This is a genomic window from uncultured Thalassolituus sp. (assembly GCF_950066645.1).
GTDB lineage: Bacteria > Pseudomonadota > Gammaproteobacteria > Pseudomonadales > Oceanobacteraceae > Thalassolituus.
The window spans coordinates 15,366-36,841 of sequence record NZ_CATMFB010000010.1 but is presented as its reverse complement, the minus strand read 5'-3'; the positions used below and the strand labels follow the sequence as shown (position 1 = coordinate 36,841).

Annotated in this window: 20 protein-coding genes and 1 other RNA gene; 10 read left to right on the top strand and 11 right to left on the bottom strand. The window is 53.3% G+C overall.

Annotation, left to right across the window (positions count from 1 at the left end):
* Positions 1–22: 22 nt before the first annotated feature.
* From Q1L85_RS10295 to Q1L85_RS10275, 5 genes are all read right to left on the bottom strand, one after another.
* On the bottom strand, positions 23–1,867 hold the full coding sequence (locus tag Q1L85_RS10295) for a diguanylate cyclase (protein ID WP_300433079.1): 1,845 nt from the start codon (positions 1,865–1,867) through the stop codon (positions 23–25).
* A gap of 264 nt (positions 1,868–2,131) precedes the next feature.
* The gene (locus Q1L85_RS10290; RefSeq protein ID WP_307726813.1) at positions 2,132–2,956 is read right to left on the bottom strand and encodes a sulfite exporter TauE/SafE family protein; all 825 of its coding nucleotides are present in this window, start codon (positions 2,954–2,956) and stop codon (positions 2,132–2,134) included.
* 2 nt (positions 2,957–2,958) lie between these two features.
* Positions 2,959–3,993 carry a methionine synthase gene (locus Q1L85_RS10285; RefSeq protein WP_300426576.1) on the bottom strand — a complete coding sequence of 345 codons (1,035 nt, stop codon included), beginning with the start codon at positions 3,991–3,993 and terminating at the stop codon, positions 2,959–2,961.
* Between the two features lie 31 nt (positions 3,994–4,024).
* Positions 4,025–4,999: a DUF1852 domain-containing protein gene (locus Q1L85_RS10280; protein WP_300426577.1), complete on the bottom strand. Its 975-nt coding sequence runs from the start codon at positions 4,997–4,999 to the stop codon at positions 4,025–4,027.
* 158 nt (positions 5,000–5,157) lie between these two features.
* The gene (locus Q1L85_RS10275) at positions 5,158–6,051 is read right to left on the bottom strand and encodes a LysR family transcriptional regulator (protein WP_300426578.1); all 894 of its coding nucleotides are present in this window, start codon (positions 6,049–6,051) and stop codon (positions 5,158–5,160) included.
* Between the two features lie 123 nt (positions 6,052–6,174).
* On the opposite strand from Q1L85_RS10275, the gene Q1L85_RS10270 reads away from it, so the two are divergent.
* Positions 6,175–6,942, top strand: a complete 768-nt coding sequence (locus Q1L85_RS10270) for an NAD(P)H-flavin reductase (protein ID WP_300426580.1) — start codon at positions 6,175–6,177, stop codon at positions 6,940–6,942.
* A 532-nt stretch (positions 6,943–7,474) separates the two neighbouring features.
* Here the strand turns inward: Q1L85_RS10270 and ssrA are convergent.
* Positions 7,475–7,832, bottom strand: a transfer-messenger RNA (tmRNA) gene (gene ssrA / locus Q1L85_RS10265).
* 121 nt (positions 7,833–7,953) lie between these two features.
* Positions 7,954–8,436, bottom strand: coding sequence for an SsrA-binding protein SmpB (gene smpB / locus Q1L85_RS10260; protein ID WP_300426582.1), 483 nt, complete (start codon positions 8,434–8,436; stop codon positions 7,954–7,956).
* Between the two features lie 125 nt (positions 8,437–8,561).
* Here smpB and Q1L85_RS10255 point away from each other — a divergent pair, with 125 nt between their 5' ends.
* From Q1L85_RS10255 to Q1L85_RS10245, 3 genes are read left to right on the top strand one after another with little or no spacing between them, the layout of a single operon-like run.
* The gene (locus Q1L85_RS10255) at positions 8,562–10,037 is read left to right on the top strand and encodes a sodium-dependent transporter (protein ID WP_300426583.1); all 1,476 of its coding nucleotides are present in this window, start codon (positions 8,562–8,564) and stop codon (positions 10,035–10,037) included.
* A gap of 21 nt (positions 10,038–10,058) precedes the next feature.
* The gene (locus tag Q1L85_RS10250; protein ID WP_300426585.1) at positions 10,059–10,490 is read left to right on the top strand and encodes a type II toxin-antitoxin system RatA family toxin; all 432 of its coding nucleotides are present in this window, start codon (positions 10,059–10,061) and stop codon (positions 10,488–10,490) included.
* Positions 10,483–10,788, top strand: coding sequence for an RnfH family protein (locus Q1L85_RS10245; protein WP_300426586.1), 306 nt, complete (start codon positions 10,483–10,485; stop codon positions 10,786–10,788). The genes Q1L85_RS10250 and Q1L85_RS10245 overlap by 8 nt, the downstream gene beginning before the upstream one ends.
* 9 nt (positions 10,789–10,797) lie before the next feature.
* On the opposite strand, the gene Q1L85_RS10240 is transcribed toward Q1L85_RS10245, so the two are convergent.
* Complete coding sequence (locus tag Q1L85_RS10240; protein WP_300426587.1) at positions 10,798–11,193, bottom strand: outer membrane protein assembly factor BamE; 396 nt, start codon at positions 11,191–11,193, stop codon at positions 10,798–10,800.
* An 89-nt stretch (positions 11,194–11,282) separates the two neighbouring features.
* Between Q1L85_RS10240 and fur the strand changes: the two genes are divergently transcribed.
* Positions 11,283–11,690, top strand: coding sequence for a ferric iron uptake transcriptional regulator (gene fur, locus Q1L85_RS10235; protein WP_300426588.1), 408 nt, complete (start codon positions 11,283–11,285; stop codon positions 11,688–11,690).
* A gap of 41 nt (positions 11,691–11,731) precedes the next feature.
* On the opposite strand, the gene recN is transcribed toward fur, so the two are convergent.
* Entirely contained in the window at positions 11,732–13,408 is a 1,677-nt protein-coding gene (recN, locus tag Q1L85_RS10230; protein WP_300426589.1) for a DNA repair protein RecN, read from the bottom strand.
* 148 nt (positions 13,409–13,556) lie between these two features.
* Here recN and grpE point away from each other — a divergent pair, with 148 nt between their 5' ends.
* From grpE to Q1L85_RS10205, 5 genes are all read left to right on the top strand, one after another.
* Positions 13,557–14,111: a nucleotide exchange factor GrpE gene (grpE, locus tag Q1L85_RS10225; protein WP_300426591.1), complete on the top strand. Its 555-nt coding sequence runs from the start codon at positions 13,557–13,559 to the stop codon at positions 14,109–14,111.
* Positions 14,112–14,254: 143 nt separating this feature from the next.
* The gene (dnaK, locus tag Q1L85_RS10220; RefSeq protein WP_300426593.1) at positions 14,255–16,171 is read left to right on the top strand and encodes a molecular chaperone DnaK; all 1,917 of its coding nucleotides are present in this window, start codon (positions 14,255–14,257) and stop codon (positions 16,169–16,171) included.
* A gap of 249 nt (positions 16,172–16,420) precedes the next feature.
* A complete protein-coding gene (gene dnaJ, locus Q1L85_RS10215) occupies positions 16,421–17,554 on the top strand; it encodes a molecular chaperone DnaJ (RefSeq protein ID WP_300426594.1) in 1,134 nt (377 codons plus the stop codon).
* A 308-nt stretch (positions 17,555–17,862) separates the two neighbouring features.
* Complete coding sequence (dapB, locus tag Q1L85_RS10210; RefSeq protein WP_300426595.1) at positions 17,863–18,666, top strand: 4-hydroxy-tetrahydrodipicolinate reductase; 804 nt, start codon at positions 17,863–17,865, stop codon at positions 18,664–18,666.
* Between the two features lie 187 nt (positions 18,667–18,853).
* Positions 18,854–19,495 (top strand): hypothetical protein, encoded by a 642-nt coding sequence (locus tag Q1L85_RS10205; protein WP_300426597.1) that lies wholly within the window; start codon positions 18,854–18,856, stop codon positions 19,493–19,495.
* 57 nt (positions 19,496–19,552) lie between these two features.
* On the opposite strand, the gene Q1L85_RS10200 is transcribed toward Q1L85_RS10205, so the two are convergent.
* Positions 19,553–20,323 carry a hypothetical protein gene (locus Q1L85_RS10200; RefSeq protein ID WP_300426598.1) on the bottom strand — a complete coding sequence of 257 codons (771 nt, stop codon included), beginning with the start codon at positions 20,321–20,323 and terminating at the stop codon, positions 19,553–19,555.
* A 139-nt stretch (positions 20,324–20,462) separates the two neighbouring features.
* On the bottom strand, positions 20,463–21,077 hold the full coding sequence (locus tag Q1L85_RS10195; RefSeq protein WP_300426599.1) for a TetR/AcrR family transcriptional regulator: 615 nt from the start codon (positions 21,075–21,077) through the stop codon (positions 20,463–20,465).
* Between the last annotated feature and the right edge of the window lie 399 nt (positions 21,078–21,476).

Sequence of the window (21,476 nt, the reverse complement as noted above, 5' to 3'; positions counted from 1 at the left end):
AGAATGGTCATCTGTCAAAGCGTCAGGCACTGCTTTCCATCAGAAATGCGACCTGGTTCCGACCATTGCGCTTCGCGCGATAAAGCAGTGAATCTGCGGCCTGAAGCAGCTTCTCCCAGGCGTCGCTGTCGACGGGTGAGTTGACTGTCAGACCGATGCTCACAGTCATTCTGCGCGACATACCGTAAGCACTCACTTCGTGGGCAGCAAAGGCCTGTCTCAGAGACTCCGCCAGAGCCTGGGCTTCACGAGCATCCGCCCCGGGTAGAATCACCACGAACTCTTCGCCGCCATAGCGGGCGCAGATGGCATTGTGATTTTCGGTCACTTCGTGAATAAGGCGCCCTGCGTCTACCAGACAGGCGTCACCGAAGCGGTGGCCATATTCGTCGTTAAGCAGCTTAAAGTGATCGATGTCGATCATAAGGACCGCCAGGGGGCTGCCGGTGCGGCAGGCGTCGAAGTAGGCCTCTGCATAGCACTCGTCGAAGCGGCGGCGGTTCAGTAATCCGGTCAGTCCATCTGTGGTGCTCAGAATCTCCAGGCGCTGGTTGGCTTCTTCCAGCTCGCGGGTACGTTTACGGACCTGCTCTTCCAGTTCAGCATTCATGGCGATCTGCACGTCCATCAGCTGCGACTGACTGCTCAGGCGCAATTCTTTCTCCTGGTTCACCTTATCTGCAAAAGCGATAGAGAGCAGCGCAAGCTCCAGCACCGAGCCTATGGCCAGTGCATATCCACCCAGATCGGATGCGGGAATGAGACTTGCCAGCTCGGCCAGGAACCAGGAGATAAAGAACAGATATACAAACCAGGCCAGCACAAACAGCCGCGCGGCCTTTTCGCCCAGCCACCAACCTTTGATCCCGATATAGATTCCGGCCAGCACACTCAGAAAACCGGTCACGTTAACGACCGCGAGAAAGCTGGCGTAATCCATGACAGGGGCGCCAGCCACCAGAAGCCAGGAGTACAGCAGCAGCACTGTTCCTGTGACCCGCTCAAAGCGGGGGAAGCGCTCATAGAGTCCAATGAAACTGATGACAAATCCGACGGCCGAGGCCTGCATCAGAGCGGTGGAGAGGGCAACCGCCAGATTGTTATTGATTGGTTCACCGTCGGGCCACAGATACTGAAAACCAATGCCCTGCAAGGTGACCTGCTGAAGAAATACCGTAGCGATATAGAACAGATAATAGGCGTACGTGGTGTCGCGCAGCGACAGAAAAATGAACAGGTTGTAGGCCAGCATGATACCGAGAATGCCGAAATAGACCCCCAGCCACATCACCACAGAACGTTCCTGGGCGACAGCGGTTTTGCCGGTCACCAGTGAAAACGGGATCAGCAGAGGGCCTTCTGTGCGGATACGCAGATAAATGGTGGCGTCAGCGGAATGCTGGATCGACTCAAGTGGGAACAGGAAAATCCGCTCGGGCAGGGGGCGTGTAGTGAAAGGCGTCTGATCGCCGGTGTGAAAACTTTCGATTAATTCACCGTCCGAGACGAGGTAAAGATCGACGTAATCATAATGTGGGTAGTCCAGCTTCAGCAGAAAATCATCGCTGAGCAGGTCACTGCCTCTGACCGACTGCCGGAACCAGACCAGGTTATGATCGCGCCCCAGGCTCCGGCTTTCTTCCGGGGTCGGCTGCCACAGGCTGTCTGGGGTATGCATGATGCTGTGCAGATCAACCGCTTCAAGGCTCTTCAGATATTCAGCTTTACCCCCGAGGGATACAGCTCCGTCAATCTCTGAAAGTTTGAGTGGTGCGGCCTGTAGGGTAAAAGACAACAGCAGGGCGGCAACCACAAACAAGGTAGTGAAAAGATGCTGGCGGGTGGCTGCGGTTGTTATTTTTATCACTCAGTGATCTGCCTGCCTTAAATTAGATGACCCACGCCTTTGTGGGAGTGTCCAACATACGATAATGCCGACAGAAATAATCTAGCTGAAACGATCAGATATCGTGGTTAAACAGATCACACTGCTGTAACACAATGTGAAGCTTTACGTGATATTGACGGGATGAAAAAGAAAAGCCCGGCACAGGCCGGGCGTTTCAGAGAGGCGTCAGAAAAGCGCTTAAGCAAAGAACGAAAGAAAAGGGCGATCAGATTCCTGCACGAGTTACATCATCACCTGGCCGAGCATTCTCACACCGGTAACCAGTAACACAACGGCAAACACCTTCTTCAGTCTGGCCGCATCGAGTGTCGCGGCAAGCCTGGCTCCTACGGGGGCGAACAGCACGGTCAATGGCACAATACAGATAAAACCAGCGAGATTGATCAGTCCGAGGGTTGAGATGGGCGCGTCCGCAGGCGTGGTGCCGACCGTGAGCATCACCAACGCGCCGGGCAGAGCGATCATCAGGCCGATCGCCGCAGCGGTGCCGACGGCTTTGTGGGCAGGATAATTACAGAGCGTCAGTAACGGCACAGAAAGCGTGCCGCCTCCAATTCCCACCATCGCACTGAAAAAACCTACAGAGGTTGCCATTGTGGCCTGACCGGCGGGCCCGGGTAAGTGCGGAAACAGACCGGGCTTTCCTGCTCTGAACAGCATATTCAGAGCGGCCAGCGTAGCAATAACCCCAAACAGTACCGTCAGCCAGTGACCATCGATCCGGGTCACGAGCCAGCTGGCGACCAGAACACCGGCGAGAATAAAAAGCCCCCAGCGCTTTAACAGCCCGATATCCACATTACCCAGCCGATGGTGCGTGCGTATAGAACTCAGCGAGGTTGGGACTATGGTGGCCAGAGACGTCGCTGTGGCGATCACCATGGCAGACTCAGGAGATACCCCGAACCCCTGAAACAGAAAGTACAGGACAGGCACAATCACAATGCCACCGCCCACACCCAATAACCCGGCAAGGATGCCCGCGACGACCCCTGTGATGGCTAATGCCAGAATGGTCAGGAGGTGATCGGAAAATAACTCAGTCATGCTCATTTCTTACGGGCCCATTCGTTGCGGACTATCTCTGCGCCTGCCGCCAGGGCTTTCAGTTTCTGCCGCGCGACGTCCCGGGAAAGAGGGGCCATGCCGCAGTTGGTGCAGGGATAAATTTTATCGGCATCGGCGTACTTGAGTGCCTCGCGTAGGGTGGCCGCAACTTCTTCGGGCGTTTCTATCACATCCGTTGCCACATCAATGGCACCGACCATGATTTTCTTTCCTTTCAGCAGTGCCAGGACCTCCATCGGAACTCGACCGTTATGGCATTCGAGCGAGATGATGTCGATGCTCGATTTCTGGATGGCCGGAAAGGTTTTTTCGTAATGACGCCACTCTTCGCCAAGAGACAGTTTCCAGTCTGTGTTCGCCTTAATGCCATAGCCATAGCAGATGTGCACTGCGGTTTCACACTGCAGTCCCTGTGTCGCCCTTTCCAGAGCTTCAATCCCCCAGTCATTCACGTCATCCAGAAAAACGTTAAATGCGGGCTCGTCAAACTGAATAATGTTCACACCGGCTGCTTCGAGTTCTTTTGCTTCTTCATTCAGTGCTTTTGCGAACTCAAAGGCTAGGGTTTTTCTGTCCCGGTAATAATCGTCATACAGGGTATCGACCATGGTCATCGGGCCCGGCAATGCCCATTTAATGGGCTGATCAGTCTGGGAACGGAGAAACTTTGCATCCTCAACAAAGACAGGTTTCTGGCGACTTACCGGACCAATAATTCCAGGCACACTGGCGTCATAGCGATTGCGGATCCGCACCGTTTTTTTATTTTCAAAATCAACTCCACTGAGATTCTCAATAAAAGTTGTCACAAAATGTTGGCGGGTCTGCTCGCCGTCGCTGAGAATATCCACGCCCGCTGACTGTTGCTCCTGGAGTGAGATACGCAGCGCATCCTGTTTACCCGATGTGAGTCCATCACCTTCCAGTTTCCAGGGTGACCAGAGTGTCTCAGGTTCCGCCAGCCACACAGGTTTTGGCAGGCTGCCTGCGGTTGAGGTAGGAAATAATGTTTTCATGTTCAGCTCTACTTCAATAATGTCACGGGGATCAGGCAAAATCTGCTGACCACTTTGCGAGAATTTCCTGGTACGGTTTGATGAAATGTTCTTCTGCAAATTTGCCTTGCCGGATGGCCAGCTGGCTACGCTCAACCCGATCGTAGACAACCTGAGTCAGTGAGTGATCGGTGTGCTTGAGATCCGGCTGGTACTCGTACCCGGCCACGGAATTGGCGTTGTAAATTTCAGGTCGGTAGATTTTCTGAAACGTTTCCATCGTGCTGATGGTGCTGATCAATTCCAGATTGGTGTAATCCGTCAGCAAGTCTCCGAAGAAATAAAACGCCAGCGGAGCGACGCTGTTCTGCGGCATAAAATAACGTACGTCGAAGCCCATCTTGCGGAAGTACTGCTCGGTCAGTGACGTCTCATTCGGAGTGTATTCAACGCCAAGGACAGGATGTTGATTCTCAGTACGGTGATAGATTTTATTGTCAGAAACGCTCAGGCAGATGACCGGTGGTTTACTGAAGTTCTCTTTGTAGGTACGGGAGTTAAGAAAATCTTTGAACAGTTTCCCGTGCAGCTCACCAAACCCTTCCGGAATACTGAATTGTGCCTGGCCGGCATTGTATTCGCGCAGTAACACACTGAAGTCATAGTCGCGCACGTACGATGAAAAATTGTTACCTACGATTCCTTCGATGCGTTTGTCTGTTTTCCGGTCAAGGATATTCGTCTTGAGAATTTCGATGGAAGGAAAGCTCTGGCCCTTACCCTCGATATCCATATCGACTGAGATAATTTCCAGCTCCAGCGCATAGCGATCCCCACGAGAGTTGTCCCAGTGCGCGAGTGCGTTGAAGCGACGGTCAATCATACGCAGAGCATTGCGCAGATTCTCCTGGCGGTGGTCACCACGTGCCAGGTTAGCGAAATTTGTGGTGATGCGGGTACTGTCTGACGGTTGATAATCTTCGTCAAAAATTACGCGTTTAATGGCGTATGAAAATACGTTACTCATCTGCCTGGCCTCCCATAGAAAACGTAGGTTGCGACTCCGCCAGTGGTCGTTGGTATGGGCGACCACTCAGCAGCTGTCATGTCTGGGAGCTATTTGTACCGTCAGTCAGGTATGAATAAAATTGATATTATCTAATTGATGTATGAGAAAAGTTAATCTTATGCCGGCGGCTGGTAGCTGCGGGCAAGCTCAATAAAGGCGTTCAGATAGCCCATATGCTCCTCACCCTCACGGGTGCCGAGATAGATCTGCTTGGCGATGCCTTGCTCACCAAGACGCACCACGTCGAGTGGCAGTTTCTGGCAATACTCCTCCGCCAGCCAGCGGGGAAGGGCAGCCACGCCTCGCTGACAAGCCACCATCTGCAGCATGATCTCAGTGGTTTCACTGGTTTTATGCTGTTTCGGCACCACCGCGGCAGGCGTCAGAAACTGGGAGTAGATATCCAGACGGTCCGGTGCCACCGGGTAGGTCAGCAGCACCTGATCGCGCAGATCTTCAGGCAGTGCATACGGTTGAGTAGTCAGTGCATGACCACGAGGGACGACCAGCACCTGCTCATAGTCAAACACCGGCGTAAAGCTCAGGTTGCTTTTGTAGAATGGGTCGGGCGTCACCAGCAGATCGATTTCATAATCCAGCAGGGCTCCGACGCCGCCGAACTGAAACTTCTGTTTTACATCCACATCGACGTCAGGCCAGCTGTCCAGAAACGGTGCCACCACCTTCAGTAGCCATTGATAGCAGGGGTGGCACTCCATCCCAATGCGCAGTGTACCCCGCTCGCCCTGCGCCATCTGCTTGAGCTTGTCTTCGGCATGAAACAGGAGTGGCAACACGCGGTTGGCGATATTCAGCAGATATCTTCCGGCCTGAGTCAGGCGAAGGCTCCTGCCTTCACGCAGCCAGACCGGGGTGCCCAGATTATCTTCAAGCTTACGTATCGTATGACTCAGGGCAGACTGAGTCACACAAAGCTCCTTCGCCGCTGCGGTCAGAGATCCGTGTTGTTCAACGGCCTGAATAATCTTCAGGTGAGTTCGTTCGATCATGGTTTACCCAAGGGTAGGATGAGAAAAATTAATTGATTGGTGAAAATATACCATTTTTGTTCATTTCAGAAGTTGCTTAGGCTTATCCCGTTCCTGAAACAGAAATAAGAGAAGGGTCTGCCTATGTGTCAGTTGGTACCGCCGATAGAAAATCCATGTCGTGTTGTGGCCGTCAGCCCGTTGACCCGAAGTACGTTCCTGATTGAACTGGAAGCTCGCGATGCACCAGAGTACCGGCCTGGTCAGTACCTGCAGATGAGAGTCGAAGTACATGGGCAAACACATACTCTGTTTTATTCGATTGCCAATCGTCCTGACACGCGGAACCCCAACCGACTGGAGCTGATTATCCAGTGCGCCAGTAACTTCAGTCGGGCACTGCTGGAGCGTCTGAATGAGCTTTGTCTGAATGGTCGCCCTCTGTCAGTGACCTTACCACTGGGGCAGGCATTTCTGCAGACTGATCTCAAGCAGCCACATTTGCTGGTGGCCTCAGGGTCGGGCATCTCTAAAATCCGCTGCATCGCCGCAGAAATACTGAGCAGGCATCCGAAGGCTGACGTCCGGGTGTATTGGTCGAACAGGGACTCTGAAGATTTTTACCTGCTCGAAGAATTCAGCCGCTGGCAACAGGACCACAGAAATTTCAGATTCACCCCAGTTCTTGAATCTCCCGCAACGCACTGGTCGGGGCGCACGGGGTATTTGTCCGACGTCATAAAAGCAGATCATGTGTCACTGCATCAGACCTACGGCTATCTGTGTGGATCGCCGCAGATGGTATATGGGACGCTGGATCAGTTAGCAGTCATTGGATTGCAGGAAAGTCAGTGCTACTCGGATGTATTCGAATTTTCGCCCAGGGTGGAGGAAGAGAGCGTGGCGGTTTGATGGTGAATGGTTGAGGGGGCTGGTGGGGATTCCCACTATAGATACTGGTTTGTTGTATCAGCGGCTTCGTGGTCGTTGGTTCTAGCCGGATCTGTTTGGTGTAAAGGGATGGCGGAGCGGGGTGCAGAGTAAGATCATTGTGGCGGGATTGTACTCGGCACATCCATGTGCCTCGCCCTTCGGGCAGCGGAGCTGTGCAAAATGGCTATCCTGCCGTTTTGTGACAAAAATATCGGGAATATTTTTGCACGAGCGAAGCGAGCCTTTGGTGAAAGCCAGGGATGGCTGTCATAGCTCCGGAACTATGATCGGTTCAGAATCATGATCGTCAGACAAATAAAAAGGCCCGGCTGGAGACAGAGGCGGGATTGTACTCTGGGCCATCCATGGCCCAGCCCCTTCGGGCGCCTGCGGCGGTACTGACTGCTCCCGGCAATCAGAAGAACCCGGGACTGTGATGAGTTCAGAATCGTGATCTTCAGACAAATAAAAAGGCCCCACCTGAAAAACAGGTGAGGCCTTTTTATTTGTTTGGTGGAGATGGCGGGATTTGAACCCGCGTCCGCCAATCCTCCACTAGAGGATCTACATGCTTAGTCTTCTCTATTAATTTAGTTCGTCACGGGCCGAGAGACAGGCCGTTCGGAACGAGCTGGTTTAAGTTTAGTCGTTTGGCTCCCAGCTAAGCCTCCGGACGATCCTGTAGGGCTGCGCCCTCGTCCCCCGGTTACAGGAACCCGGGTTCAGAGGTAGGCGGGGCTATTAAGCCGCCAGTGCGTATGATTCGTCGTTTGCGAATATAAATTGTATGGCGGGGATTTACGAGATCGTCATACCCTCTCGGCATGCACCTGTAGCTTTGTAATCAACGTCGAATCCAGATCATCCCCGAATTCTGGTTGCTCTCAGCCAGGAGCCAGGTCATTTCTGACCCATGTTCCTTAAATGGGGTCGGCTAGTGGAAGTTCAACCCCGGAACACGTTTCAATCTAACACAACGCGGCCTTTCTGTCAGCGTACGTTGTGCTTCATGATTCTTTCTTTCTGCTTGGCCCAGTCGCGATCTTTGGCGCTGTTGCGCTTATCGTGAGACTGTTTACCTTTCGCCAGGGCGATTTCGGCTTTGACGTACGGGCCTTTCCAATACAGTGCGGTACATACGCAGGTGTAACCCTTTGCCTGTACTTTCTGCATGTAGCGTTCGATCTCGCGCTTGTGCAGCAGCAGCTTGCGCTCACGGCGCGGTGCGGCAACTACATGAGTCGAAGCCTGATGCAGTGGGGTAATCAGTGCGCCGTGCAGCCACGCTTCGCCGCGGTGGAATTCAATAAAGGAATCCAGCAGCTGTACTTTGCCTTGTCTCAGGGATTTTACTTCCCAGCCCAGCAGCTCTAGTCCTGCCTCGGTTTTGTCCTCGAGGAAGTAGTCGTGCCTGGCCTTTTTATTGAGGGCGATCGTGGAGGAGCTTTGTTTAGCTTTTTTCTTTGCATTCATGCCGGTGAGTATAACTGACACTTTGTCGAAAAGGCACTAGCCAGGGCAGCCCTTGGCCGGTGCTGTGCTTGAGGCCGGAGTGGAAATCTCCGACAATACCCGCAGATTTGAGAAGGAATAAGCCAATGAGCTCTGAAAAGCGCGGGATGCACGGCATCTGGGCAAGCCGCTGGACGTTTGTTCTGGCGGCGGTTGGGTCCGCTGTCGGTTTAGGAAACATCTGGAAGTTCCCCTACATTACAGGTGAATACGGCGGTGGTGCGTTTGTGCTTGTGTACCTGCTGTGTATTTTCAGTGTGGGTATTCCGGTCATGATGGCTGAGGTTCTGCTGGGGCGAAAAGCCCGGATGAGCCCCATCAATACCATGCATCAGCTGACCCGAACCTATAAGGCCCCTAAGTTCTTTGCTGGTATCGGCTGGATCGGTGCGGTCGCCGGCTTCTTTATACTTTCCTTTTATAGCGTCATCGCGGGCTGGACAGTCTATTACTCTCTCGAAATGATGACGGGATATTTTGTTGGTATCGAGGCGGAACAGGCGGGAGAGACGTTCGGTGCACTGCTTTCTGACCCTTGGGTGCTGATGGTTTTCCATTCGATCTTTATGATTCTGGTGGGGGCTGTGATTGCCCGTGGTGTCCATCGGGGCCTTGAAAGCTCGCTGAGAATGCTGATGCCAGCGCTCTTTGTCATGCTCCTTATATTGCTTGGTTACAGCCTGACGCTTCCCGGGTTTGCTCAGGGGTTCGACTTCCTTTTCCATTTCGAGCCGGAGAAGCTCGGCACCGAAGCCATTCTTGTTGCTCTGGGGCATTCGTTCTTCACACTCTCGCTGGGTATGGGCGCGATCATGGCGTATGGCGCTTATATGCCTGCCGACTCGCCTCTGGGTAAGACGATTGTCACCGTTGGCGTGATGGACACTCTCGTTGCGCTGGCGGCGGGGCTGGTGATATTTCCGATTGTGTTCTCGAATGGTCTGGAGCCAGGTGCCGGACCAGGTCTTATGTTCCAGACCTTGCCGATTGCTTTTGGCAGCCTTCCGGGCGGTGTGTTTATTGGCACCATCTTTTTTGTTCTGGTGTTGATTGCCGCCTGGAGTTCAGCCATTTCCCTCGCTGAACCCGCTGTCGCCTGGGCGGTTGAGAAGGGCTTCAGCCGTGTCCGGGCAACCGTATTTGTCTGTCTGCTGGCCTGGGTGCTGGGGCTGGGTACGGTGCTTTCGTTCAATCACTGGTCGGATAAGCAGTTTTTCGTCTCGGTGACTGGGTCAAGTGAAACCTCTGAGCAGGTATACGAAGACTTCCTGCTGTATGCCGATGTAGCTGAGCTGAAAACCGATCTCGGAGAAACGGGTGGTTTGCAGTACAATGTCGCAGGCAAGACCTTCTTTGATGTACTCGACTTTCTGACGACCAACATCATGCTGCCACTAGGGGGCGTTTTGATTTCCCTGTTTGTCGGTTGGTTTATGACCCGCAGAGCCGTGGCTGACGAAGCCCGTTTCCGTAATCCGCAATTGTTCCGGACATGGCGGTTTATGATCAGGGTGGTGTCGCCACTGGCGGTATTATTCGTGTTTTATCAGGGGCTGTCCTGAGCCTCTGAATCAGGTACAAGAATGACCCAGATAACCCGCAGTGCATTGGTAATGTACTCCGCAGAACAGATGTTTGATCTGGTAAACGATGTACGTCGTTATCCGGAGTTTCTGCAAGGCTGTCAGGCCACCCGTGTTGTGGATGAAAGCGACACCTTTATAGAGGCTGAGCTGACACTCGCAAAAGCAGGCTTTCAGCAGAGTTTCACAACCCGCAATGCTCTGGAGCGTCCGCAGCGGATGGAAATCCGTCTGGTCGAAGGTCCTTTCAGCAGATTCAGTGGCGTCTGGCTATTTCAGCCATTGTCCGATTCGGCCTGCAAGGTAACGCTCGAATTAGAATTTGATATGGCTAACCGGATAGCAGGGGCCGCGATGGGCGCTCTCTTTAAACAGGTGGCCGGCATGATGGTAGACGCATTCGTTAAACGCGCGAAAGAGATATATGGCTGAGAAAATTGCAGTAGAGGTGGCGTATGCGTTGCCTCAGAAACAGAAGATTTTCAAACTTCAGGTCGAGCAGGGCACAACCATGCTTGAAGCGGTAAAGCTGTCCGGAGTCACAGGTGAGTTTCCTGAACTCAATCTGGAAGAAGCCAAATACGGCATTTTCGGTAAAGCGGTGCGCACACCGGATACCGAAGTACTGCGCGAAGGAGATCGGGTAGAGATTTATCGCCCGCTGATCATCGATCCTAAGCAGGCCCGGGCGAACCGCGCTGCGAAAGCGGCCGCCAAAGAAGGTAACTAACCTTCTGGTTTACTCGCTGGGGAGCAGACTGACGGGTTTTTCTTCTTCCGGGATGTCTTTGCTCTGATCATCTTCAGAGAACTCGTCATCCGGCACCGAACCTGTGTAGTGGCTGTACAGGCCCTGAGCATCAAAGTGCAGGGTGACGTGATAGCGTTTAACGATCTCGTCGCGTTTCTCCAGCGTGTAGAGATATTCCCACTCCTGTTCTGAGAACGGGTTGCGGGCGACGGGGTTACCCATCAGATAGATGACCTGGCGGTCGGTCATTCCGGGTTTGAGCTCGGCCAGCATGTCCTGAGTGACGATATTGCCCTGCTGGACATTGAGTTTATAGACACCAGGGAAAGTACATCCAGAAAGGGTTGCAAAACCCAGTAAACCGGTCAGAATTAGAGCTCGCATAGTCAGGGTCAAATCCGGGCAATAGTTACATCGATGGGGCAGGATCATACCTGATCTACCTGTCCGCTGTGAAATGATAGAGGAAAACCATGTCCGATCAGAACGTGGAACTGCGTAAAGCGGGTCTCAAAGTTACGCTGCCACGCGTGAAAATTCTCAGCATCCTGGAAGCTGATCCGGATGCACACCTCAGTGCTGAAGACGTTTATAAAGCACTGATTGAAGCCGGTGAAGATGTTGGTCTGGCGACCGTATACCGTGTACTGACTCAGTTTGAGACTGCGGGTCTGGTCTGTCGTCATAACTTTGATGGTGGTCACTCAGTATTTGAACTTGCCCGTGGCGAGCATCATGATCACATGGTGAACGTAGACACAGGCGAGGTGATTGAGTTCACCAATGAAGAGATTGAACGCCTGCAGCATGAAATTGCTGAAAGCCACGGTTTTGATCTGGTCGAGCACAACCTGGTGCTTTACGTACGCAAGAAGAAGTAACGACTTTGCGTGTCTGATGAATAAGGCAGCCAGTGGCTGCCTTATTTGTTTCCGGCGAGCGCTAACATTTCTTCGGCATGGGCCAGTGTCTGAGACGTGATTTCTACACCACCAAGCATGCGCGCCAGCTCTTCCTGGCGCTGTTTATCCTGCAGTTCGCGAATCCGAGTATGCGTTGCGGTATCGCCACTGACTTTGCTGACCTGATAGTGCTGGTGTGCCTGGGCTGCAACCTGCGGCTGGTGAGTCACACACATGATCTGCGTATGTTCTCCCAGACTTCTCATCAGGCGCCCGACGCGCTCTGCCGTTCCGCCACCGATCCCGACATCAACTTCGTCGAATATCAGGGATGGCACGCCACAGGTTGCTGCGGTGACGACCTGAATCGCCAGACTGATGCGCGACAATTCTCCGCCTGAGGCAACTTTCGCCAGGGTTCCCCAGGGCATTCCCGGGTTTGTCTGAACTTCGAACACAATTTCATCCAGGCCGTGCGCTGCGGCATCTTCGTCAGGCAGGCGCGTGACCCGGGTAGCAAAGCGCGCTTTACCCAGTGCAAGCGAAGCAAAATGCGATTCGATGGCGCTGTCCATTGTCTGCGCCGCGATGCTGCGTTGCTGTGAGAGAACCCCAGCCTGCTTAAGATAGGCTTGTTTCAGGCGTTCAGTTTCAGCGGCCATGGCTTCGATATCTTCATCCGACAGGGCCATGCCGGCCAGAGCCTCTTCCTGAGACTGCCAGTAGTTATGAAGCTCCGCCGGTGAGATCTGATGCTTGCGGGCCGTGCTGTAGATATCGCTCAGGCGGCTCTCAACCTGCTGTAACCGATGCGGGTTGATATCAATATGATCGAGATAATGCTGCAGTGAACGCGACGCTTCGTCGAGCTGAATCTGTGCCTGGGTCAGCAGATCGCGGGTCTCTGCCAGCAACGGATGCGCATCGTCGATGTTCTCTAGTTCCTGCAACGCCCGATAGACCAGCTGGCTGGCTGCGCCGTCAGAGTTGTCATCGCCACTGCAGGCGACCAGTGCATGCTGCCCGCTGAGCAGCGTGTGTTCAGCGTTTGCCAGACGTTTGTGTTCAGTTTCAAGTTCTTCAAGCTCGTTTTCTGACGGAGCCAGCTGCCGCAGTTCTTCCACCTGATATTCGAGTAACTGCCGTTGGGCCAGCAGCTCACTGCTGTTTTCGCGGAGCGTCTTCAGCTGTCGCGCATGTTTCTGCCAGGCGCGGTACAGGCCTGAGGTCTCTTCAGCAAGCGGGCGAAGACCGGCATATGCGTCCAGGATCTCCCGAGGTGTCTCTTTACTCAGCAGGTGTTGATGAGCGTGCTGTGAGTGGACATCAATCAGGCGGGTCGCCAGTTCGCGAAGGTCTGCAGCAGACACAGGCCGGTTATTGATGTAACCGCGTGAGCGCCCTTCTGACGAGACAACCCTGCGCAGTATTACTTCAGATTCTGCAGGGATATCCCGCGATTCAAGCCAGGCCGCTGCGGCCGCGTTGCTCATAAATGAAGCTGAGATATCTGCTTTATCTTCGCCGTGGCGTACACATCCTGCGTCAGCCCGGTTCCCGAGTGCCAGTCCCAGCGCGTCGAGCAGGATGGACTTACCCGCTCCGGTCTCGCCAGTAATCACTGTCATACCCCGGTCAAACTCAAGTTCCATGTGATCGACCAGTGCAAACTGGTGAACGGACAGCGACGTCAACATATGACACCTCAAAGCATGAATGTATATACAGTGTTTTTATATACAGTATCGCGTTCTGTCAAGCGGCTTTTTGATAAAGGGTTGAAAGCCCGGTCGATGGCCCCATATATGCGGAAGTTCAGGAACAACCGATTTTGAGGTAGCACAGATGTCAGAAGAGCAGAAAGTACAGGACGAAACCCTGGAGCAGGCCACCGGACAGGACACCGCCGAAGAGCAGGGTGCAGATGATGCTCTGGAACAGGCTCAGGCAGAGGTCGCAGAACTGAAAGATCAGATGCTGCGCATTCAGGCTGAGATGCAGAATGTACGTCGCCGGGCGGAGCTGGATGTCGAGAAAGCACATAAGTTCGCACTTGAGAAATTTGCCAATGAGATGCTCACCACCGTCGACAACCTCGAGCGCGGTCTGGCGGCGGCGCCCGAAGAAGAAGCCACGCAGGCAATTCGTGAAGGTATGGAAATGACTTTGACGGCGCTGCTTGCGTCGCTTCAGCGGTTTAATGTTGAAGCAGTAGATCCGGCGGGTCAGACCTTTAATCCTGAGCTGCATCAGGCCATTACTATGATTGAAAACCCGTCACTGGCCCCCAATACAGTGATGGACGTCATGCAGAAGGGCTACACCCTTAATGGACGTCTGTTGCGTCCGGCGATGGTAGTAGTCAGCAAAGGCGGCGCGCAGATCGACGAGCAGGCCTGAGAAATAAAGCCCCGGAATTAAATACGGGATTGAGGCTTGAAACGCGGATCACAGGCCTCATATAGAAAGCAACAACGCAGAAACGCGGTTTGATTTACAAGTTACATAGCCCGGCACGGCCGGCATGAGCGGAGATTACAGTTATGGGTAAAATCATCGGTATCGACCTCGGCACCACCAACTCTTGTGTGGCGATCCTCGACGGCGAAAAAACCAAGGTTATTGAGAACTCTGAAGGCGATCGCACTACGCCTTCCATTATTGCGTACACCGATGACGAAACGCTGGTTGGTCAGTCTGCAAAACGTCAGGCAGTGACTAACCCACAGAACACCCTGTTCGCAGTGAAGCGTCTGATTGGTCGTCGTTTTACTGACGATGTCGTGCAGAAAGACATCAGCATGGTGCCGTACAAAATTGTCCAGGCTGACAACGGTGATGCCTGGGTTCAGGTAAAAGACAATAAGTTCGCGCCTCCACAGGTGTCTGCAGAAGTTCTGAAGAAGATGAAGAAAACTGCAGAAGATTACCTGGGCGAAAAAGTAACCGAAGCTGTGATCACTGTGCCTGCCTACTTTAACGACGCTCAGCGTCAGGCAACCAAAGACGCAGGTAAGATCGCGGGTCTGGACGTTAAGCGTATCATCAACGAACCAACCGCAGCGGCTCTGGCCTACGGCATGGATAAAGAAGGTGGTGATCGTACTATCGCGGTATACGACCTGGGTGGTGGTACGTTTGATATTTCCATCATTGAAGTGGCTGACGTTGACGGTGAGAAGCAGTTCGAAGTACTCGCAACCAACGGTGACACCTTCCTCGGTGGTGAAGACTTTGACCTGCGTCTGATTGAATACCTGGCGTCAGAATTCAAGAAAGAAAGTGGCATTGATCTGCACAATGATCCGCTGGCACTGCAGCGCCTGAAAGAAGCCGCAGAAAAAGCGAAAGTTGAGCTGTCTTCCAGCCAGCAGACTGATGTCAATCTGCCATACATCACAGCGGATGCCACCGGTCCTAAGCACCTTAACGTGAAAGTGACCCGCGCTAAGCTGGAATCTCTGGTAGAAGAGCTGGTTAAGCGTTCTCTTGAGCCATGCCGCCTTGCACTGCAGGACGCAGGCCTGAGCGCTTCTGAGATCGACGAAGTTATCCTGGTAGGCGGTCAGACCCGTATGCCAATGGTTCAGAAGAGCGTTGCAGAGTTCTTCGGTAAAGAGCCTCGTAAAGATGTGAACCCGGACGAAGCCGTAGCCGTCGGTGCTGCGATTCAGGGGGCCGTACTGTCAGGTGACGTAAAAGACGTTCTCCTGCTGGACGTTACGCCTCTGACTCTGGGTATCGAAACTATGGGTGGCGTTGCTACTCCGGTGATCGACAAGAACACCACCATCCCGACGAAGAAGTCCCAGACGTTCTCGACGGCAGAAGATAACCAGACAGCAGTGACCATTCACGTTGTTCAGGGTGAGCGTAAGCAGGCATCACAGAATAAATCTCTGGGTCGTTTTGACCTGGCAGATATTCCGCCAGCGCCACGCGGCATGCCACAGATCGAAGTGACCTTCGACATCGACGCGAACGGTATTCTGAACGTCAGTGCGAAAGACAAGGCGACCGGTAAAGAACAGTCCATCGTGATTAAAGCGAACTCAGGTCTGAGTGACGACGAAATCGAGAAGATGGTAAATGATGCAGCAGCCAACGCTGATGCAGACAAGAAGTTCGAAGAGCTGGTGCAGGCGCGTAATACGGCGGATGGCCTGATTCACGCGACTCGTAAGACTCTGGAAGAAGCCGGTGACAAGGCAACTGACGAAGAGAAAACAGCTATTGAAGCAGCGGTCACTGATCTGGAAGGCGTTCTTAAGAGCGACAACAAAGACGAGATCGAAGCTAAGACCAACGCTCTGACTGAAGCGTCCGCGTCACTGGCTCAGAAGCTCTACGCAGAGCAGGCTGCTCAGGCAGAAGCTGCGGGCGGTGCTGAAAAAGCGGATAACGCTTCCCAGGACGATGATGTGGTGGACGCCGAGTTCGAAGAAGTCAAAGACAAATAAGGTTATAGACCTGGCTGCGTTGCTATCGCGGTGTTGGAAAAGAGTTCGGAATGCTCATGTACTATTTGTACACTGCGCTTCCTCACTCTTTTCCGCCTTGCGCCAGCGGCCTCGCCGACGGTCCTGAAGCACCGTAGTTTGAAGGCGGTGCTTCGGAAGCCTTAAGAGAATAAATGGACGCGGCAACCAGTTTGCCGCGTTTTACTTCGTAGCGGAGGCTACGGAGCGGTAACAAATAACAGGTGAATCATGTCCAAGCGGGATTATTACGAAGTTCTCGGTGTCAGCCGGGATGTCGACGCGAAGGAGCTGAAGAAAGCTTATCGTAAGCTGGCAATGAAATATCATCCGGACCGTAATCCAGACGATAAAGAAGCAGAAGCCAAGTTTAAGGAAGCCACCGAAGCTTACGAGATCCTGGGTGATGAACAGAAACGTGGCGCCTACGATCGTTACGGTCATGCCGGCGTTGACCCCAATGCCGCAGGCGGCGGATTCGGTGGAGGTGGCGGCGGCGCCAACTTCAGCGATATCTTCGGCGATGTATTCGGTGACATTTTCGGCGGAGGTGGCGGCGGTCGTGGAGGCCGTGGTGGTCCGCAGCGTGGATCGGATCTGCGCTACACCATGGATCTGACGCTTGAAGAAGCAGTTCGCGGCGTAGAAAAGAAAATCCGTGTTCCGACTCTGACGTCCTGTACCACCTGTGATGGCAGCGGTGCCAAGCCAGGAACATCTCCGAAAACCTGTGGCACCTGTCAGGGACAGGGACAGATCCGGATGCAACAAGGGTTCTTCTCGGTACAACAGACCTGTCCAAGCTGTCGCGGGCAGGGAACCACCATTGATGACCCCTGCACCAGCTGTCATGGCCGTGGTGTAAAAGAAGAGACCAAAACCCTGTCAGTGAAGATTCCTGCAGGTGTGGATACCGGAGACAGAATCCGCCTCTCTGGCGAAGGCGAAGCCGGCGCTATGGGTGGTCCAGCCGGTGATCTCTATGTTCAGGTCAGTGTGCGTGAGCATGAGCTGTTCCACCGCGATGGTCGTAACCTTTACTGTGATGTGCCGATCAGCATTGTTGATGCAGCTCTCGGTGGTGAACTCGAAGTACCGACCCTTGATGGTCGCGTGAAGCTGAAGATTCCAGCCGAGACTCAGTCTGGCAAACTCTTCCGCTTGCGCGGTAAAGGTGTCACACCAGTGCGCGGTGGTGCTGCCGGTGATCTGTTGTGTCGCGTACAGGTAGAGACTCCAGTGAACCTGACCTCAGAGCAGAAAGACCTGCTGATGAAGTTTCAGGAGTCGCTGACCGGTGAAAAACATTCGCCGCAAAAGAAGTCCTGGTTTGAAGGTGTGAAACGCTTTTTTGAGGATATATAAGGCCTAGCTGCGTTGCGATTACTGCTTTAAAACATTCCCTGAATGCTCATGTACTCCTTGTACACTGCGCTTCAGGGAATTTTTTTGCCTTGTACTCGCGGCCTCGCTAACGGCCTTGGCACCGTATTTATCGTTTCGTCCACGGTCTGGAGCTTCGATGACTTCGCTGTTAACCGACAAAGTGATCCCGTACTGAAGTACGCTCCGCCTGCCTCGGCGACGGTCTGGCCTTTCCCGCGCTTTCCCTGATCTGAAGCCTTCGGTATCCTTAAGCCATCTATTCATCCAATGTTGAAAGCAGAAGAATAATGACCCGAATTGCGATTACCGGTGCGGCCGGTCGAATGGGACGTGTGCTGATCGAAGCCGTCCACAATGATGAAGCGGCTGAAGTAGCCGGTGCGATTGTCCTGGCGAACGATCCTATGGTCGGTGTTGATGCTGGTGCGATTGCCGGTCTGGCGAAGACTCTGGACGTTAAAGCGGTGACCTCTGTGGAAGATGCCATCAAAGATTTTGATGTGCTGATCGACTTCACTTCCCCCGAAGCGACCATGGCAAACGTTGCTTTGTGTCAGAAGCATGGCAAAGGCATTGTCATCGGTACCACGGGCCTGACCGAAGAGCAGAAGTCGAAACTGCGTGCTGCTGCTGCGGATACCCGTATCGTGTTCGCGCCTAACTATTCAGTTGGCGTCAACCTGTGTCTGAACCTGCTGCGTATGGCAGCGAAGGTCATGGGTGACGAGAGTGACATCGAAGTGATCGAGATGCACCACCGTCATAAAGTCGATGCACCATCCGGTACCGCTCTGCGTATGGGTGAAGTCGTTGCAGAAACTATGGGTTGGGATCTGAACGAAGTTGCCTGTTACGGTCGCGAAGGGCAGACTGGCGCTCGTCCTCACAAGCAGATTGGTTTCGAAACTATCCGTGGCGGTGATGTAGTTGGTGATCACACGGTAATGTTTGCTACCGATGGCGAGCGCGTTGAAGTGACTCACAAAGCACAGAGCCGTATGACGTTTGCCAAAGGTGCAGTGCGTGCCGCGAAGTGGCTGACTGAGCAGCCGGCAGGTCTGTATGACATGCAGGACGTTCTGGGCTTCTGAACTCCTTTGTGAGCCGACCCTGTGTTCGCTCTGTTGAAAATACCCGCGTGGTTTCATGCGGGTATTTTTTTGCCCAGACAATCAGCGAGTCGTTGCATCAGGTGGTGCTGACATCTGTCACTATTGAGAGCCTGTTGCGTTAAATACTCTTGCGTTACCCCAATGGATTGATCAGAGGTAACGTCAGATGTTGGCAGAGCTGCGTCATAAAAAGAGTAAAGTGCCAGTGTTGTTTCTGGCGTTCATTTTCGGTGTTTCCTTTGTTGTCGCCACAGCGAGCGCCGATGTGAGCGATGAAGGAAACGTCGCGCCGAAAACAGGGTATGCATTTATTAAGCATCTGCCCGAGAACATCCCTGCCAGTTCAGGTCTTGTTCGCCAGCGAGATCGCAGTGGCCTCAGCATACTGATCTCCCGCCTGATGGATATCCGCTTCAATGAAGAGTATCCGGTCTCTTATCTCGAAGATGTCTTTCGCTCCGGTGGCGGAAACCACAGAATCTCGACCACAGCGTCTTATTCCTTACTTGATGTAAAGCGTTCAGTAGAGTCGCTGGGTTACCGCACCATCGCGCTTCGTAGCGAGTCAGATAATATTGTGGCTGAGCTGCGCGAGCAGCAGGAAAAAATGAACGATGGGCCTTACCTTCTGGTGCCGGAAGATCCGTACGCGCGTTTCTTTTTATTTATGGGAGCGGATGCGCACTATGCGTATATTGAAGACCCCGCACTCGGAGCTGTGGCTCTGTCTCATACTGAGTTTAAAGAAACGTTTAAACCACTGATATTAGTCGTGCAGGGGAAGGCGGGTAACTATCTGACGTTGTAACCGGAGGAGATTTCTTTGCCCCCGCATGGTTATGCGAGGGCAGAATAAGTCTTAAAATCAGTCGTCGTCAGGATCAAGCGGGTCGCTGTCATCCGCTGCTTTTTCGGCCACTTTATCGAGCAGTTTCTGTAACCCGGCTTTGTCTTTGGCGACGCTGGAGAGATCGCCGACAGTGGCAGTGCTGTAATCCCACTCGCCTTTATCGAGAAGATCGCGCAGGCCGGACAGAGTTACATCAGGCGCGCGGCTCGAAACTGCATTGGCCAGCCAGGAAGGCAGGCGCCCGGCGAGGTCAACAAAGGTGGTGAAACGGATTTTAGTCAGCTCAGGCCCCAGTGGGGTGATTTCAAACAGGTTATTAAACTCCTGAATCTTCACCATGTTACGTGGCTCAGGGCCGATGTTATCGATATTGCGGCTGTTGATGTAAATCACATCGTCATCGATCCAGCTTTTACTTTTCAGAGTGACGTAGCGGGAGGCGACTGGCCATACACCTTTGTATTCCATGTAGCTGTATTCCGGGGGAACCCCTTTACTGGAGCGACAGAAGTACACCCACTTTTCGAGATCGTCCGGGTTATCAATTGTCAGGAGTACATGCAGCGCCGGGTGACGGATAATGACTTCTCCGCGGAATTGCTTGACGTCAGCATCGGGGATGGCACGGCGCCAGGTAGAAATCTCACCGATCTCTTTGCCGGTCTTCACTTCTTCCCAGGGGATAGAGTCGTCGATTTCTGTGGTCTGGACGTCTTCTGCAAATGCTGAAGCTGCTGTCACTAACGCGAACACAGCGAGTGCTCGCAGGAAAAGGAAATTAGGCACTGTTGGCTCTCTCTTATTATCTTTACTGTAAAAGCGGATGACGCGCGGGCAGGGTGTTATGCCCGATGCGTCATCCTAGCCAAGAGAGCCTGAGGGGTAAAGCTGCGAATCCGCCAAGAAGTTGGCCCGTTGGGACCGCCTATGGCGTCTGAATACCGATGATGTGACGAAAGCCACGGCGCACCATATCGCGAAGATCGGCCGGATCACTGTCACCGGGATTGAAGGCCATGGATACCAGCATATGCGCATTACCCAACACCCAGCGGGCGCGTTCTTCTGCCGATAGTCCGGTGGCCAGTTGTCCGGACTGAATACCGCGTTCAATCTGGCTGGCCAGCAGCTCAAGAAAGTGCTGCTGGAACTCAAGGTAGCGCGGCCAGGTATCTTCGCGGATCGAAGAACTCCATTCCAGCCAGATCTTAATATGATCGGGGCGTTCCTCACATGCGCTCAGGAAAGCATCAATATAGTACTCAAGCATTGTTTCGGGGTCGTTAGAGCCCCCGGCGGCTTTCACCGCAAGAGAGCCGAGTACATCCTCGACTTCACACAGGACTTCGTTGACGAGGGTTTCGCGGGTATTGAAGTAATTGAATACGGTGGCAACAGATACGCCCGCAAGTTGGGCGATTTCTGTATGGCCGGCGCGCCCCAGACCTCTGAGTGCGAAAACATTAAGGGCGTAATCAAGTAACTGGCGCTTTCTGTCTTCCGGTGCGAGGCGCCTGCGGGTTTCATGAGCTACGGTCATTGTGCATCCTCTCATCTGTATTCCTGACATCCATTTCGCGACTGCTGATCATCTTCCGGAGGTGGAATTATTGGTTTTCCTTCTGGGACATAGAGTCTCCATAATTGTTCCTGATTGGAAGAGGGATGTTACAAAACTTATACATAAGCATGAGATTTGTCTCATAAAGTACCTTCCGTTTCAGGCGGCTTTCGCGCGTGGACATAGGGGGGTGAATTCTGTATCATCCCGGCCAATTAACGTGTGTAAAGCGGGCGCCTGCCGCACATCAGCAAATTCAGCGAAAGCGGGATGGAGTCCTAGAGTCACCATCCCGCTTTTTTACGGCTGAAACCTACAGGGTGGTTGTTATCCGGCCGGCCCGCATCACACGCACGCCAGATTTTTCTTATTGTTCGG